Source organism: Mitsuaria sp. BK041, from assembly GCF_014193085.1.
GTDB lineage: Bacteria > Pseudomonadota > Gammaproteobacteria > Burkholderiales > Burkholderiaceae_C > Roseateles.
Genome location: NZ_JACHYT010000001.1, coordinates 2,715,649 through 2,731,280 on the forward strand (window position 1 = coordinate 2,715,649; position 15,632 = coordinate 2,731,280).

At 71.2% G+C, this 15,632-nt stretch carries 15 protein-coding genes and 1 pseudogene; 7 read left to right on the forward strand and 9 right to left on the reverse strand.

Translation table 11 applies throughout. The annotated features are described in order from the left end of the window. Positions 1-69: 69 nt before the first annotated feature. Positions 70-549 (reverse strand): VOC family protein, encoded by a 480-nt coding sequence (locus FHT38_RS11415; RefSeq protein WP_091724858.1) that lies wholly within the window; start codon positions 547-549, stop codon positions 70-72. A 266-nt stretch (positions 550-815) separates the two neighbouring features. On the opposite strand from FHT38_RS11415, the gene FHT38_RS11420 reads away from it, so the two are divergent. Together FHT38_RS11420 and FHT38_RS11425 are read left to right on the forward strand one after the other, a co-directional pair. Next, on the forward strand, positions 816-3,059 hold the full coding sequence (locus tag FHT38_RS11420; RefSeq protein WP_183491836.1) for a TonB-dependent siderophore receptor: 2,244 nt from the start codon (positions 816-818) through the stop codon (positions 3,057-3,059). Positions 3,060-3,248: 189 nt separating this feature from the next. Then, entirely contained in the window at positions 3,249-4,292 is a 1,044-nt protein-coding gene (locus FHT38_RS11425; protein ID WP_183491837.1) for a GAF domain-containing protein, read from the forward strand. A 33-nt stretch (positions 4,293-4,325) separates the two neighbouring features. Here the strand turns inward: FHT38_RS11425 and FHT38_RS11430 are convergent, their stop codons facing one another. Continuing rightward, a complete protein-coding gene (locus FHT38_RS11430; RefSeq protein WP_183491838.1) occupies positions 4,326-5,330 on the reverse strand; it encodes a tripartite tricarboxylate transporter substrate binding protein in 1,005 nt (334 codons plus the stop codon). Between the two features lie 623 nt (positions 5,331-5,953). Beyond that, positions 5,954-7,282: pseudogene (locus tag FHT38_RS11435) on the reverse strand (acyclic terpene utilization AtuA family protein); the annotation flags it as partial. Between the two features lie 145 nt (positions 7,283-7,427). On the opposite strand from FHT38_RS11435, the gene FHT38_RS11440 reads away from it, so the two are divergent. Continuing rightward, positions 7,428-8,459 carry a LysR family transcriptional regulator gene (locus FHT38_RS11440; protein ID WP_183491840.1) on the forward strand — a complete coding sequence of 344 codons (1,032 nt, stop codon included), beginning with the start codon at positions 7,428-7,430 and terminating at the stop codon, positions 8,457-8,459. Between the two features lie 108 nt (positions 8,460-8,567). Here the strand turns inward: FHT38_RS11440 and FHT38_RS11445 are convergent, their stop codons facing one another. The 3 genes from FHT38_RS11445 to bluB form a co-directional block, all read right to left on the reverse strand. Beyond that, on the reverse strand, positions 8,568-9,356 hold the full coding sequence (locus FHT38_RS11445; RefSeq protein ID WP_221213760.1) for a MipA/OmpV family protein: 789 nt from the start codon (positions 9,354-9,356) through the stop codon (positions 8,568-8,570). Between the two features lie 142 nt (positions 9,357-9,498). Continuing rightward, positions 9,499-9,906 carry a hypothetical protein gene (locus FHT38_RS11450; protein WP_091724865.1) on the reverse strand — a complete coding sequence of 136 codons (408 nt, stop codon included), beginning with the start codon at positions 9,904-9,906 and terminating at the stop codon, positions 9,499-9,501. 135 nt (positions 9,907-10,041) lie between these two features. Continuing rightward, the gene (gene bluB / locus FHT38_RS11455) at positions 10,042-10,767 is read right to left on the reverse strand and encodes a 5,6-dimethylbenzimidazole synthase (RefSeq protein ID WP_183491842.1); all 726 of its coding nucleotides are present in this window, start codon (positions 10,765-10,767) and stop codon (positions 10,042-10,044) included. 87 nt (positions 10,768-10,854) lie between these two features. On the opposite strand from bluB, the gene FHT38_RS11460 reads away from it, so the two are divergent. Next, the gene (locus FHT38_RS11460; protein ID WP_255488663.1) at positions 10,855-11,409 is read left to right on the forward strand and encodes a GNAT family N-acetyltransferase; all 555 of its coding nucleotides are present in this window, start codon (positions 10,855-10,857) and stop codon (positions 11,407-11,409) included. Positions 11,410-11,425: 16 nt separating this feature from the next. On the opposite strand, the gene FHT38_RS11465 is transcribed toward FHT38_RS11460, so the two are convergent. Further along, entirely contained in the window at positions 11,426-12,226 is an 801-nt protein-coding gene (locus FHT38_RS11465; RefSeq protein WP_183491843.1) for a DUF4239 domain-containing protein, read from the reverse strand. A gap of 250 nt (positions 12,227-12,476) precedes the next feature. Between FHT38_RS11465 and FHT38_RS11470 the strand changes: the two genes are divergently transcribed. After that, entirely contained in the window at positions 12,477-12,806 is a 330-nt protein-coding gene (locus FHT38_RS11470; protein WP_183491844.1) for a DUF4148 domain-containing protein, read from the forward strand. Positions 12,807-12,870: 64 nt separating this feature from the next. Here FHT38_RS11470 and FHT38_RS11475 read toward each other — a convergent pair whose 3' ends face one another. Then, positions 12,871-13,800 (reverse strand): LysR family transcriptional regulator, encoded by a 930-nt coding sequence (locus FHT38_RS11475; protein WP_091724869.1) that lies wholly within the window; start codon positions 13,798-13,800, stop codon positions 12,871-12,873. A 111-nt stretch (positions 13,801-13,911) separates the two neighbouring features. Here FHT38_RS11475 and FHT38_RS11480 point away from each other — a divergent pair, with 111 nt between their 5' ends. Beyond that, positions 13,912-14,685 (forward strand): SDR family oxidoreductase, encoded by a 774-nt coding sequence (locus tag FHT38_RS11480; protein ID WP_183491845.1) that lies wholly within the window; start codon positions 13,912-13,914, stop codon positions 14,683-14,685. A 79-nt stretch (positions 14,686-14,764) separates the two neighbouring features. Here the strand turns inward: FHT38_RS11480 and FHT38_RS11485 are convergent, their stop codons facing one another. Continuing rightward, positions 14,765-15,070 (reverse strand): YMGG-like glycine zipper-containing protein, encoded by a 306-nt coding sequence (locus FHT38_RS11485; protein ID WP_091724871.1) that lies wholly within the window; start codon positions 15,068-15,070, stop codon positions 14,765-14,767. Positions 15,071-15,161: 91 nt separating this feature from the next. Between FHT38_RS11485 and FHT38_RS11490 the strand changes: the two genes are divergently transcribed. Continuing rightward, the gene (locus FHT38_RS11490; protein ID WP_255488664.1) at positions 15,162-15,626 is read left to right on the forward strand and encodes a hypothetical protein; all 465 of its coding nucleotides are present in this window, start codon (positions 15,162-15,164) and stop codon (positions 15,624-15,626) included. Positions 15,627-15,632 lie beyond the last annotated feature (6 nt).

A 15,632-nucleotide genomic window follows, 5' to 3' on the forward strand; every position in this document is an offset into this window, starting at 1 on the left:
CCTAATTCATGCACCCCACGAACTATCTAGGGAAACACCTGACCGAGGCGTGGGAGGCGCAGCTGTGCCTCAACCGCGCCGCGCCGCCTCGATCTTCGCGATGTCGATCTTCCCCATCTCCATCATGGCGGCGAAGGCGCGCTGCGACGCGGCCCGGTCCGGATCGTGCAGCGCGTCGGTCAGCACGCGCGGCGTGATCTGCCAGTTCACGCCCCACTTGTCCTTGCACCAGCCGCAGGCGCTCTCCGCGCCGCCGTTGTCGACGATCGCATGCCAGAGGCGGTCGGTCTCGGCCTGATCGTCGGTCGCGATCTGGAAGGAAAAGGCCTCGGTCTGCTTGAACTGCGGCCCGCCGTTCAGGCCGATGCAGGCCACCCCGCAGACGGTGAACTCGACGACCAGCACGTCGCCCTGCTGCCCCGACGGGAAGTCGCCCGGCGCCCGCGTGACGCGGCCGACGTGGCTGTCGGGGAAGGTCTTCGCATAGAAGCGCGCGGCCTCCTCGGCGTCGCGGTCGTACCAGACACAAATGGTGTTCTTCGCAAGCATGGGGATCTCCATCAAGGGATTGCAACGAGGATCGGCGAGACATCGTCCGCGGCGCCGGTCGGTCGGGCAACCGGCATACCCCTGGCGAGGCCTCGTCTCCTCCCCCACGACGAGCGGCCGCGTGCCATTTCGACAACAGCTCGCACGCCTCGTCACGCGCTGCGCACGCCCCAAATGAGAATGTTCTCAAATAGGAACTACTATCAACAACTTACCCATTTCCTGACGCCTGCCGGCCGACAAGGCTGGCGAGGCCTCCTGTTGCCATGCGAATCCGATCCCTCCCGCGCCTGGTCCGGCGTCCTGCTGCGCGTTCGAGCTTCCGCCATGCCGGCATCGCCGCGGCGGCGTCCCTGTTCGCGGCGGCCGTCGCCGCCCAAGGGTCGGCCGCTGGCGCCGCCGCCTCGACGGCATCGGCCGCGCCCGCCGATGACGCCGACAAGCCCGTCACCATCGCCCCGGTGACCGTCAGCGGACAGCGCGCCGAAGGGTATGCCGCCTCCGAGACCGCCTCGGCGACCAAGCTGACGCTGTCGCCGCGCGAGACGCCGCAGTCGATCACGGTCATGACGCGGCAGCGCCTGGACGACCAGAACCTGACCTCGCTGCGGCAGGTGCTGGACGTGACGCCCGGCGTCTACTCCAACGCCTACGACACCGAGCGCGTCCTGTTCTACGCACGCGGCTTCCTCGTCGACACCCTGATGCACGACGGCGTGCCCGCCCACACCAACTTCAGCACCGGGTCGGTGGACGAGACCCTGGACACCGTGCTGTACGACCGCATCGAGGTCGTGCGCGGCGCCACCGGCCTGATGACCGGCGCCGGCAATCCGGCGGCGTCGATCAACCTGCTGCGCAAGCATGCGGACAGCCGCACGACCACCGCGTCGCTGAAGCTGACCGCCGGCTCCTGGAGCAACCGCCGCGCGGAACTCGACGCCTCCACCCCGCTGACCGCCGACGGCCGCATCCGCGCCCGCGGCGTCGCGGTGGTCGAGAGCACCGACAACTACCAGGACCTCTATCACAAGCGCCGCAACGTGCTCTACGGCGTGGTCGACGCGGACCTGACGCCGGCCACGCGCGTGTCCGCCGGCTTCGAGTACCTGGAGAACAAGCCGCGCGGCAACACCTGGGGTTCGTTCCCGAAGTTCTTCTCCGACGGCACGCAGGCCGACTGGCCGACCTCGGTGACCACGGCGCCGGACTGGTCCTACTGGGACCGCAAGACGCAGACCGTCTTCGGCGAGCTGCGCCACCAGTTCGGCAACGGCTGGACGCTGCGGTCGTCGCTGAGCCGCCGCGTCTACAAGGAGGACGTCAAGCTGTTCTACGTCTCGGGCTGGCCGGATCCGACGACTGGCGAAGGACTGGCGCCCTGGGCCTACCGCAGCAAGGGCAAGATCACCGAGACCGCGCTCGACGTCCACGCCTCCGGCCCCTTCGAGCTGCTGGGTCGCCAGCACGAGCTGGTCCTCGGCTACAACGGCTCGCGCGCGAAGAACACCGGCACCGAGCAGGCCGTGGCCGGCGACCTGGCCCCGGTGGGCAACTTCTTCGAATGGAACGGCAGCTACCCGGAACCTGCCTGGGCCGATCCCACCCCGCTGAACAACATCAAGACCGACCAGGACGCGGTCTACGCCGCCGCGCGGCTGTCGCTGACGGATTCGCTGAAGCTGATCGGCGGCTCGCGCTACGGCCGCTGGAAGATCGATTCCTTCTACGTCTACGACTCGCCGACGACGTCCAAGTACGACTACACCAAGGCCATCCCCTACGCCGGCCTGGTGTGGGACGTGCTGCCCGAGTTCTCGGTGTTCACCAGCTACACCGGCATCTTCAAGCCGCAGAGCAGCCGCGACGTCAACGGCCATTACCTCGACCCGATGGACGGCAACTCGGTGGAGGTCGGCATCAAGGGCGAGCACTTCAACAAGCGCCTGAACACCTCGCTGACGCTGTTCAAGACCAAGCAGGACAACGTCGCCGCGCCGGTGCTCGACCCGGTGACCGGCGCGCCGGTGCTGCTGCCGGACGGCACCACCGCCTCGCAGGCCATCGACGGCACACGCACCCGCGGCTTCGAGTTCGAGCTGTCGGGCCGGGTGGTCGACGGCGTGCAGGCCTCGCTGGGCTGGACGCGCTACATCACCAAGGACGGCGACGACCAGACCATCCGCACCTTCATCCCGAGCACGATGGTGCGGCTGTTCGCGACCTGGGACGCGGCCCGCTGGGTGCCCGGCCTGACGCTGGGCGGCGGTGTCAACTGGCAGTCGTCCAGCTCGGCGGCCGTCGGCACGCCCGGCGGCGGCACGACGCTGCGCCAGGGCAGCGTGACCAACCTGTCGCTGATGGCGCGCTACCAGGTTTCGCCCAAGGTGTCGGTGCAGCTCAACGGCAACAACCTCCTGGACCGCAAGTACTTCGTGCTGGACCAGTACGACAACACCTACTACGGCGCGCCGGCCAACTACTCGGTCTCGCTGCGGCTCGCGTACTGAGGCGGCTTCGGCGGCGGGCGCCTCCTCTGCGCGGCGGCAGGCCACCCGGCCGCCACGCGCGTCCATCCCGGGATCGGGTGACGCGCGGATGCCGCGCACCGGGAACGGACAGGGATACTCGACGGGCGACCGCGAGCCGGTGAATCACCGGTGGCGGTCGCCCGCCCTGCCCGCTTCCGAAGGAATCCCATGAGTGCAGCGTCACTCCTCGTCCTGCTGTTGGCGGCCTGCATCGCGGGCCTGCTGTGGGGGCTCGCGCGTCAGCGCCGTGCACACCGTGCGGCGCTGGCCCAGGCCGAACGCATGGGCCGCGTGCTGCTCACCATGGCGCGTGCGAATCGCCTGGTGCTGCGCATCGACGATGAACGCGCCCTCTTCCACGAGGCCTGCCAGATCTGCGTCGATGCCGGTGACGCCGCCCTGGCCGCCGTCTACCTGCGCGACGGCGAGCTGGCGCACCGCGTGGCCTTCGCCGGCCCGGCGGCGCAGGTGCTGCGCAACGTGCCGGACCCGCTGGACCTGCGCCTGCCGGAGGTCCAGGGCACCTACACCGCGCGCGTGCTGCGCGACGGCCGCAGCGCCGTCAGCAACAACTACGTGCTGGACGCGCAGGCCGGCCGCTGGCGCGAGGAGGCCGTCGCCCAGGGCATCCGGGCGATCGCCTGGATCCCGATCCGCCGCGCGGGCGAGGTCGCCGGCGCGCTGATGTTGTGCGCGCGCGTGCCCGACTTCTTCGATGACGAGCTGATGGCGCGGCTCGAGGAACTCGGCGCGGACCTGTCGTTCGCGCTGGACAGCGTGGACAGCCGCCGCGCGCGCGAGGCCGCGCTGCGCGAGATCGAGGCCGGGCGGGACCGCTTCCAGCGGCTCTTCGACGCGGCGCCGGTGCCCATGGCGATCGTGTCGGTGGAGGACCGCCGCATCGTCGAGGCCAACCAGGCGCTGTGCCGGCGCTACGGCAAGACGGTGCAGGAGGTGGCCGGCACGACCACCGCCTCGCATGCCTACGGCGTGATCGCCGAGGACCGCGATGTCTTCTACCGCGTGCTGGGCAGTCAGGGCCGCGTGACCGACATGGTGGTCCGGCTGCGCGACGCCGCCGGCGCCATCCATCCGGCCGTGCTCAATGCGGTGCCGCTCGAGTACATGGGGCGCCCCTGCTGTCTGATCATCACCCTGGAGCTGCAGCACCTGCCTGGTCCGGGATGGCCGGAGCAGGCGCCAGCGCGCTGAAGGCGCCGCGATCGACGCGCCCGTCGCCTCGCCTCATTCCGGCTCGATGCCGGCGGCCTTGATGATCTGGCCCCACTTGCGCGTCTCGGCTTCCTGGAAGGCGCGCAGCTCTTCCGGCGTGCTGGACCACGCATCGACGCCGGCGCTCTCGAAGAAGGCCTTCGCCGGCGCGCTGCGCAGCGCCGCGCCGAGCAGCTCGCGCAGGCGCTGGACGACCGGCGCGGGCGTGCCCGCCGGCACGTAGGCGGCGAACCAGTAGCTCATGTCGTAGCCCTTGACGCCGGCCTCGTCGAGCGTCGGCACATCGGGCAGCAGCGGCGAGCGGCGCGTCATCGAGAAACCCAGCGCCCGCACCTTGCCGGCCTTGATCTGCGGCAGGCCGGTGGCCGTGTCGGTGATCATGAAATCGACCTGGCCGCCGATCAGGTCGGTCAACGCGGGCGGATTGCTCTTGTAGGGCACGTGCAGCAGCTGCGTGTGGGACAGCTGCTGGAACTGCTCGCCGGCGACGCGGCTGGAGGCGCTGCCGCTGCCGAAGCTGACCTTGCCCGGCTCGCGCCTGGCGCGCGCGATGACATCGGCGACGCTGCGGTACGGGCCGTCGGCCTTGACCACCATCACCTGCCCGCCCTTGCCCAGGCCGGTGACCGGCGCGAAGTCCTTGACCGGGTCGTAGGACAGCTTGCGGAAGAGATGCGGATTGGCGGCCTGCGTGGTGTTGGTGGCGATCAGCACCGTGTAGCCGTCGGGCGCGGCGCGCGCGACCTGCTGCGCCGCGATCATGCCGCTGGCGCCGGCCTTGTTGTCGACGACGACGGCAATCCGCGTCTGCTCGGTGATCGCCTGGCCCAGCGCCCGCGCCAACTGGTCCGTCGCGCTGGCGGCGGCGAAGGGCACGAGCAGCGTGATCGGCTTGCTCGGATAGGCCGCGGCGCCGGTCTGCGCCTGCGCGAGGCTGGTCCATGCGAGGGTCGCGGCGCATGTGGCGGCGGCGACCAACACCGCCCGGCGGCGGGTCGTCGGTTTCAAGACAGTCATCAAGCAGTCTCCATCGTCTCGTTGTGATCCATGCCCGGGCCTCGCAGCCACGGGACCAGCGTCTCCGGCACCATCAGCGGCATCGCCAGCACGACGAAGGACAAGGCCTTGCCGTGGCTGTCCAGGTTCAGCGCATCATTGACGCCACCGTCGAGCACGCCATCCAGCACGAAGTTGATCGCGCCCAGGCGCGGCAACAGGTGGCGCGTCACCCGCGTCGGGCGGCGGGACGCAAACTGGCGCGCGACAGCATCTTCGGTCAGTTGCTCAACCAGCAGCGGATACAGCGCCGGGTGCCAGGCGATCACGCTGATGTTGGAACGGTCGCCCTTGTCGCCGGTGCGGCCGTGAGCGGCAGCGCGGAGTTCGACTTGGCGGGTGGGGGTTGAGGGCTCCGGTGCTGGGTGTGCTGCGTGTGACGTGGGCGCTGCGGAGGCCGCAGGTCGGGAGGCCAAGCGCGGGCTCTCCACGGGGCATGGGGGATCCCTCCTGGACCCCCAAGCCCCATTCCGGCCCCACCCTCCCTCGCTGCCAGCGGAAGACCGCGTGATCACGCCCTCGCTGCCATCGGGAGACTGCGTGACGGCGCCCTCGTTGCCATCGGACGACAGCGTGACGGTGGCGGGCGCATGTTCTCGGGGGAACAGGCAGGAACGCAGACCGAGGCGGGGGCGGAGATTCGTGCGGACACCGCCACCGCCCGCAGGACCACAGGTGTAGAGCGCGGTGACCTCGCGGGTCAGGCGGTCGGCTCCGGCACGGTCGGGATGGTTCGCGGCGACACGCAGGCGCACGTCGCTGGCGTCGCCCGGCGCGCGCCGCCGCAAGGCATCGCCGGCGTCATCGCCGAGCACGCTCGTCACTCCAATCAGGTCGATCCGCAACGGGCCCTGCCGGTCGCGTGCATCCAATCGCGCTCGAAGCACCTCGCCGGCGAGCCGCGCGCGCGCCTCGGCACCGGGCCCCGCATAGGAAATCTCACCCTCCGCCAACCAGCCGTTGGCGAAGAAGACATTCGCCTTGAAGGTCGCCGGGCGCGGATGACCCCGCACACCATCCAAGCGCACCGCGTCCGGGCCAACCGGCGTCACGCTCGCGGCGCTGATGTCGGCGACGACGTCCGGCGTCAGGTAGGCGGCCGGATCGTGCAGCTCATACAGCAGCTGCTCCTTGACCGTGTGCGTGTCGAGGCGACCACCCGTGCCATCGGCCTTGAAGATCGTGCAGGCGCCGTCGGCGTCGATCCTCGCGATCGGGAATCCGACGCGGCTGAGGTCCGGCACGTCCTTGAAGCCCGGATCGGCGTAATAACCGCCGCAGACCTGGGCGCCGCACTCGAGCAGGTGACCGGCCATCGTCGCGCCGGCCAGCCGGTCCCAGTCATCCAGCGCCCAGCCGAAATGCGCGAGCGCCGGCCCCACGGTCAACGACGGATCGGCCACCCGCCCCGTGACCACGACGTCAGCGCCCCGCCGCAAGGCCTCGGCGATGCCTTCGGCACCGAGATAGACATTGGCGCTGGCGATGGCGCCGTCGGGCAGCGGCGGGCCGTCCTCCTTGAGCGCCGCGGCGAGCCGCGCGCGCTGGTCCGGCGACACCAAGGCATCGCCGGCCACCACCGCCACGACCGGCGGCCGCAGGCCGAGCTCGGCCGCGATCGCGGCCACCCGTCGGGCCGCCGCCGGCGGATTCGCCGCGCCGAAATTGCCGACGATCGGAATGCGATGCGCCAGGCAGTCGGCGAGCACCGGCCGCAGCATCTCATCCAGCAGCGGCTCGTAGCCGGCCTCCGGATCCCGTTGGCGCGCGAGTTGAGCCAGCGCGAGCGTGCGCTCGGCCAGCGTCTCGAAGATCAGTACGGCAGGACCACCGAGCCGGATCAAGGTGTCCACCACCGGCCGGGCGGCGTCGGTGCGGTCCCCGGAAAAGCCCGCCGCGCAACCGACCAGCAAGCCACCAGCGTCGGAGGTCGCGACGGTCGAGAGTGTCGGATCGGTGGCGCTGGTCGTGTCCTGGCGGGTGTCCATGTGGGCGACTCTAGTCGTGCCGGCCTTATCGGAGAATTCGATTGTTTGGATTCATTCATCGAGATTGCCAATGAATCAGCCCGACCCGCTCTCACCCTCCGCGCCGGATTTTCCGCTGGCCAACCTGTCGGCCCGACAGCTCGCGGCCTTTGTCGCGCTGGCGGAGGAACGCAGCTTCACCCGCGCGGCCGCGCGTTGCCATCTGTCGCAGCCGGCCTTCAGCGCGCTGATCCGGACGCTGGAGGACGGCCTGGGCGCGCGGCTGTTCGACCGGACCACGCGCACGGTCGAGCCCACCGCCGAAGGCGCCCTCTTCCTGGAGCCGGCCCGGCGCCTGCTGCAGGACATGCGGCTCGCGGCCGACGACCTGCGCGACCAGGTCGCGCGGCGCCGCGGCCGGGTGGCGCTGGCCGCGTTGCCAGCGCTGGCGGCGGGCTGGCTGCCGCCGCACCTCGCGGCCTTCCGCCGCACCTATCCCGGCATCGAGCTGGACCTGGCCGACGTGCTGTCGGAAAGCTGCGTGGAGCGGGTGCGCTCCGGCCGCGCCGACCTGGCGCTCGCCGCGCTGCGCGCCACCGCGCCGGAGCTGTCCGTGGAGCCCTTCCTGTCGGATGTCTTCTTCCTGGTCTGCCGGCGCGACCACCCGCTGGCACGACGCCGGAGGCCGTCGCTGGCCGAGCTCGAAGGCCAGCCGCTCATCGGCCTGGCGCGGCACAGCAGCGTGCGGCAGGCGCTGGACGCGGCGCTGCCGGGCCGGCCGCTGACCCCGGTACTGACTCTCGAGCAGTTGAGCTCGGTGGCCGGCATGGTGATCGCCGGACTGGGCGTGACGCTGGTGCCGGCGCTGACGCTGTTCCACTTCGCCCATCCGGACCTGGTCGCCCGCCCGATCGCCGAGACCGGATTGCAGCGCCACATCTACCTGATCCGCCGCCGCGACCGCGCGCTCTCCGCGGCGGCCGAGGCGATGGCGCAGTCGCTCTGGCGCTGGGCCGGCGAGGGACCGCGTCGACCGGGCATCACGGTGCATGCGGCGCCAGCGTCGACGCCCGCCCGCATGACCGTCGGGCCGGCTACGGCAACGCCGGGCCGGCGCGGGTGACGACCAGGCGCAGGCCGGGATCCTCGGGCTCCGCCGACAGCGTCCAGCCATGCGCCTCGGCGATCGATGCGGGTTGACGCCCGGCCCCCGGTCGCACGCGGCGCGGCATCAGAAGCGGTACAGGTAGCCGACGAAGACGCGATTCTCGGTCGAGCCATCCACCAGCGGGCTGTCCTTGATGCCGCTGCCCAGGCTCGTCACGCCGACGTCGACGAAGACCGCGTTCTTCGGATTGAACAGGTAGGTGCCGCGCAGGCCCAGCTCGGCGTTGACGGTCGACTTGCCCTGGTAGGCGGCCCGCGTCGCGGTGACCTCGCTCGCGCGGACGCCGTAGTAGTAGTCGACGTATTTCTTGTCGACCCACTGCGCCCCCAGGCGCGGCGTCAGCATGACGTGCTGGCCCAGGCGCCAGGAGCGCTCCAGCGTCAGCGCCAGGCGCTGGCCCTTGCTGTGGCCGGAGGCATCGGCGGTCCACTCGGCGCCCAGCTCGGCGATGTCGCTCTTCCAGCTCGCCTTCGCGCCGGCCCACAGGCCGCCCTTGCGCTCGGCCATGCCGTTCAGGATGGGCGCGTCGCCGGCCTCGTAGCCGCTGCCGTCCCACTTGGCCACGAGGCCGAAGTCGACCTGGTGGCCCGGCGCGACCTGCCAGCGCGGCAGCTTCACCGTGAGGCCCGGACCGAAGACGCGCACCCAGCGGTTCTCGTACTGGATCATCGGCAGCGCCCTGTTCTCGCGGTCGATGTCCTTGTAGGCCTTCTGGGTGCTCACCACGCCCACGCCCAGGCCCCAGGAGGAAGACTCGCCCTCCTGGCCCGCCGGACCGCCGGGCCCCGCCGCCAGCACACCCGACGGGGCCGCGGCGCAGATCACCGCGGCGGAGGACAGGGAGGCGCGCAACAGCGCCGTGCGAACGTGCGGACCTGCAAGCGATCGGGCGAGCGAGAGGAGTCGTTTCTGCGTGAGCATGAGGGTTCCCGGGAGGGCGGTGAAAGGAGGCCGCATCCTCGAAGGGCACGTCTTACTGCGCACTTACCAACGATCACGCGCGCGGGCCCGGCGCGACCGTCCCCACCGCCTTGAGCGCCGCGATGGCTGCCGTATGCGCATGCACCAGCGGCGGCGACTGGTCGAAGCGCTGCGCATACCGCTGCTTGAACGGATCGGCGCTGTCGCGGTCCAGTCCCAGCAGGTCGCGCGCGCGCTGCGCCACCGCCCGCGGCGTGGCGGCCGCGTCGGCGGCGCCGTCAATGGCTTCGTCCAGCATGGTGATCAGCCGGCTCAGCGGCTCCAGCCAGCGCATGTCCTCGCTGAAGGCCATCACCTGCAGGAACTCGCCCGCGCTCTGCGGACCATGCTGTTTCTCGAAGTCGCCGCGCTCCAGGTCGACCAGCGCGCGGTGGAGGTCGAGCAGCGCGCGGCGCAGCTGCTGGCAGGTATCAGTGGTCATGGGGCCGTCCAGTCATGGGAAGGCGCAAGCCTACAGGGGCTTGCGGCGCGGCGCCTGTCCCCTTTGGCAGACGCTTGGCAGAACGCTCGGCGGACGGCTTCGCAGACGGCTTCGCAGCAGGCTCGGGCCGGCGCCTCAGGGCGCCGGCGGCTCCATCAGCATCTCGCGCAGCGGCCGTGCCTGGCGCCAGCCGGTGGCCTCGAGCATCGGCTGCTCGTAGAAGTCGGGGACCGGGCCGAGGCACAGCAGCCCCAGCGGCTCCGCGCCCTCGGGCAGGGCCAGCGCCTGGCGCAGCGCCGCGGGGTCGAACATCGAGACCCAGCCCAGGCCCAGGTGCTCCGCCCGCGCGGCGAGCCACAGGTTCTGGACCGCGCAGGCCGCGGAGCACCAGGCCATCTCGCGCGGCAGGCTCCGGCGGCCGAAGACGGTGCCGTCGTCCGGCGCCAGCACGATGGCCAGCAGTTCGGCGCAGTCGCGCAGGCCTTCGACCTTGAGCCGCAGGAACTCCGCGCCGCGCTCGCCCAGCGCCTGCGCGGTGCGCCGGCGCTCCGCCTCGACGATGGGCATCAGACGCTCGCGCCACGCGGTCGTGCTCAGCCGCATGAATCGCCAAGGCTGCATCAGCCCGACCGACGGCGCCGCATGCGCCGCCTGCAACAGGCGCTCGAGCTGCTCGTCGGGCAAGGGCGCGGACGGCGTGAAGTGGCGCATGTCGCGACGCAAGGCGATCGCGCGATAGACGGCGGCGCGCTCGACGTCGTCGAAACGATGCTGCGGGTCCGGCGCGGCGGTCGGGGTCGCGGATGAAGTCGGGGAAGAGCTCGAGTGGCGCGGCGAATCGGCGGAGGACGGCGGAGTCATGCCGCGATTGTCGGCCGGCGCGCGAGCCATACTGTCGGCCGCTTTGACAAATCCGCGCTGCCGGTCCCGGCTTGCGTCTTTTCCCGAATGCCCGTTTCACCGCCATCGCCCGAGTCCACCGCGTCGACCCTGCGCGGCCCGCTGCGCCTGTCGCCGCTCATCGACACCGACCTCGACGCGATGGCCGCCCTGCTGTGGGACGAGCGCGTCTACCAGCACATCGGCGGATTGCCGGACTCCCCGGCGCTGGTCGCGCTCGGCCTGCGCCGGGCCCTGGCCGGACCGCCCGACGACCATGCCGACCAGCGCTGGCTCAACTACGCGATGCGCCTGGCGGCGACCGGCGAGCTCATCGGCCGGCTGGAAGCGACGGTCCACGACGGCATCGCGGAAGTCGCGTTCCTGCTGGGGACCGCGCACTGGGGCCGCGGCCACGCGACCGAAGGCCTGCGGTGGCTCCACGAGGAAATCGCCCGCGTCAGTCCGGGCGTCGCGTTCTGGGCGACCACGCTGCCGGAGAACGCGCGCAGCGCCCGCCTGCTGACGCGCTGCGGCTACGTGCCGGGGGATCCGGCGACCGCGCCACCGCTGCTGACCTACGACGACGGCGACCTCGTGTTCCGGCGCCCGGCTGCGGAGTGACGTCGGCCCGGGCCGATCAGCGCGGCCCCTGGTCCCAGCTCTCCATGCCCGACAGCGTCCGCTCGTAGGGCCGCGGGCTGATGCTCAGGTCGCCGACGAAGGGCCGGTCCATCTGGGCGATGAAGAAGAACACCAGCCCGGTCGAGAAGGACAGGAAGATCACCGCGGCCCGGTTGAACACCGTGGCCGGCAGCACCAGCAGCGGGATCAGCGACATGACGCCGCCCGCGATCACGACGAACCAGAGCGATGCCGGCACGGTCGACTCGCTGGCGCTGACCCGCTCGCGCCGGAACTTCAGCATCTCGTTGGTGCGGGCCCAGATCTCGTGCAGCAGCGCCTGCTGGGCGGCGGTGCCGGGCTCGATGCGCTGCACCGCGCGGAAGATGCGGTTGACGTGCAGGCCGCCGCCGGCGATGCCAGTGCCGCCGGGCGTGCCCTGCATGTCCTGCCACTCCTCGTCGAGGATGGACCGCGTGTACGCGCGGACCCGCTCGCGCGCCTCGAGCGCCGGCGGCGTGCCCATCACGGCCAGGTCGCGGGACAGCGCGCTCAAGGTCACCGCCTCGTTGCTGACCGCGGAGTCGGCGCTGCGGAACGACTCCCACACGGACACCGCGCAGAAGGCCAGCAGCAGCGAGTTCAGCGTGGCCACCAGCGCCAGCAGCGTCAGGGCCAGGCCCTTGTCCGTGTCATCGAAGCGCGGCTTCCACAGGCGGTGCACCAGCTCGAAGCTGGCGAGCGCCGGGATGATCCAGCCGGCGAGCAGCAAGGATCCGAACTGCCAGACCGGCAGGTGATAGAGCCACAGCGGCATGGGGGGCCTCGCGAAGGATGGTGATGGCCTTCAGCGTAGGAATGCCGCGCGCTCGCGGCCATCGGCAATCGGCGGAAGCGGCGGGGACAAATGACGGAGGGCGGCGATTGTTGCGCCATGCACAACGGCACATTCCGGAGTCCGCCATTTATGCGATCCGGGGCACTGCCTACTCTTCGTCCATCGGCAAACGCAACAGCGAACCGAACGACGACACCCCGATCCACCGCTCTCCTGGAAGGACACCATCATGAATGCCAAGACCCTGATCGCCTCCGCCCTGATCGCCCTGTCGACCGCCGCCGTGCCGGCCTTCGCGCAGAGCTACAGCCACCTGGACCCCATCACCCCGAGTCAGAAGAGCCGCGCCGAAGTGCTGGCCGACCTGGCGATCTATCGCGAGTCCGGCCTGGCCGCCGTCGACCGCACCGAGGACTTCGCGCTGAACGCCGGCCAGCGCGCCCAGGCCGAGGCCCGCTACGCGGCGCTGAAGGCTTCACCCAAGTACGCCGAGCTGGTGCAGCGCTTCGCCGCCAAGGACGCCAAGGGCGCCGCCACCGAAGGCGTCTCGGCCCGCTGATCCCTCGGCCGCGACGATCCGCGGCCTCGGCAGGCCAGTGCCCTGCCTCGTCGCCGCCTCGCGTTCAGCCGGCGGCGAAGCGCTCGGCGTGACCCCGCGTGCGGAATTCCTCGATGACGTGATCGACGAACACCCGCACCTTGGCCGGCACCAGCTTGCGGCTGGTGTAGTAGATGGACAGCGGCCGCGAATCCGCGGACCAGTCGGGCAGCACGCGCACCAGCTCGCCCCGCTCCAGCAGCGGCAGGGCATGCGGCCGCGGCAGCATGGCGATGCCCATGCCGCTGGCCGCCGCGCGCGCCAGCGCCTCGGGATCGTCCAGCACCATCACCGGCCGCACGCTGGCCACGACCTCCTCGCCGGCGCGGCTCTTCAAGGCCCACGGCAGCAGCCGCCCCGAACCCAGCGAGCGGCGCAGCAGGCCGCGATGACGCGCCAGCTCCGAGGGATGCGTCGGCGCCGGATGCGCCGCCAGGTAGCCCGGCGAGGCCACCAGCACGATGCGCAAGCGCGCCAGCTCGCGCGCGATCAAGGCGTCGGTCAGCTCGATGCCACCGCCGATCGCGACGTCGAAGCCCTCGGCGACGAGGTCCACCTGCCGGTTGTCGAAATGCAGGTCGGGCACCACGTCCGGATAGCGCCGGACGAAGCTCTCCATCATCGGCACGAAGTACTCGCGCCCCACGGTGTAGGCCAGCGCGACCTTCAGCGTGCCGGCCGGTTTGCCGGCCCCCTGCCGCAGGTCGGTCAGCGCATCGCCGATCTCCGCCCATGGCAGCCGGACCTGGCCGTACAAGCGCTCGCCGTCGGTCGTCAGCGCCAGCCGGCGCGTGCTGCGCTGGAACAGGCGCACGCCAAGGCGCGCCTCGAACTGGGCCACGCTCTTGCTGACGGCCGCGGGCGTCAGTCCCAGGCGGCGCGCGGCTGCGGAGAAGCTGCCGTCGTCCGCCGCGGCGATGAAGGCGTCCAGGTGGCTGCGAAGTTCGGTGGACATGGGATTCGATAGGAATGGTTGAAGCTGAACGACCCGTTCCGAGACTACCGGAATCAGGTGGCAGCGACCAGACTTCGTTCATCCCAACTCCCTTTTCATAAGGACGACGCCATGAGCACCTCGACTTCCACCTCCGCTTCCACCTCCACGCCGCTGGCCGGCAAGGTCGCTTTCATCCACGGTGGTTCGCGCGGCATCGGCGCCGCGTCGGCGCGCCGGCTGGCGCGCGAGGGCGCCACGGTCGCGATCGGTTATGCGTCCTCGGCGATCGCGGCCGAGGCGCTGGCGGAAGAAATCCAGGCCGCGGGCGGCCGGGCGATCGCCATCAAGGCGGACGCCACCGACGCGCAGGCCCTGGCGGCCGCGATCGACGGCGTGGCCGAGCGCTTCGGCCGCCTGGACATTCTGGTCAACAGCGCCGGCGTCCTGCACGTCGCGCCGACGGAAGACTTCTCGCTGGCGGACTTCGACCGCACGCTGGCGGTCAACGTGCGCTCGGTCTTCGTGGCCTCGCAGGCGGCCGCCCGGCACATGCGCGAAGGCGGCCGGATCATCAACATCGGCAGCACCAACGCGCAGCGCATGCCCTTCGCCGGCGGCGCGGCGTATGCGATGAGCAAGTCGGCGCTGATCGGCTTGGTCAAGGGCATGGCGCGCGACCTGGGGCCGCGCGGCATCACGGTGAACAACGTGGCGCCGGGGCCGGTCGACACCGACATGAACCCGGCCGACACGGATTTCGGCGCCGGCCTGCATGGCCTGATGGCCGTGCCGCGTCACGCCAAGGCGGACGAGATCGCGGCGATGGTGGCCTATCTGGCCGGACCGGAAGCCGGGTTCGTCACCGGCGCCGACCTGCTGATCGACGGCGGATTCGCCGCCTGAGGCGGAGGGCGCCAGTCAAGAGATCGACAAGTCGACGGACCGACGGACCGCCGGACCGCCGGACCGTCGGTCCGTCGGATCAACGGACCGTATGGCGCCGGCCGTCCTCGTCGACCCAGTAGCGGCCGCCCTGGCCATCCGAGTAGACCTGGCGCTCGCGGCCGTCGACGACCAGCCGCCCGATGAGCGCCCCGGCGACCGCGCCGACCGCCGCGCCCGTGAGGGCGTTGCCGCCGGTCGCGGCGCCGATGACGGCGCCGCCCACCGCGCCCACGGCCGCATTGCGCGCGTCGTCACGACGCTGCTGCCGGTCGGAAGCGCAACCGACGCTCAAGGCCGCGCAGGCGATGACCAGCGCAGCGGTGCTGAAGGGGGAGGTATTCATGAGAAGTCTCCTGAAGGGTGATGTTCGTCCGCCCTCCTCCGGCGCGACGAGACCACCGCCTCATCGCGCGGCGGAGGGCAGCGCGCGACTGATGCATCACGCCATGAGCGGCAAGGGGCATGCCCTGTCGGCGGCAGTAGCCGGAACGGCACGGGCGGCAAGGCGTAGCGAGAAGCAACGAGCGGCGGCGGTACGGCGATTGCCGCGCCTGGGTATCCCACTTCAGGAGATCGCCATGCCTCGCGGAGACAAATCCTCCTACACGGACAAGCAGAAGCGTCAGGCCGAGCACATCGAAAGCGGCTATGAGCACCGCGGCGTGCCCAAGGACGAAGCCGAACGCCGCGCCTGGGCCACGGTCAACAAGGAAACGGGCGGCGGCAAGAAGTCGGGCTCGGGCCGCGGCCAGGCCGAGAACCACGAACCCTCGCGCAAGGGCGGGCGCCTGGGCGGCAAGGCCGCGGCGAGCCGCACGGCGGCGGAGCGCTCAGCCTCCGCGAAGAAGGCCGCGGCGACCCGCAAGCGCAATGCGGCGGCGCGCGCGGCCCATCATTGAGAACGA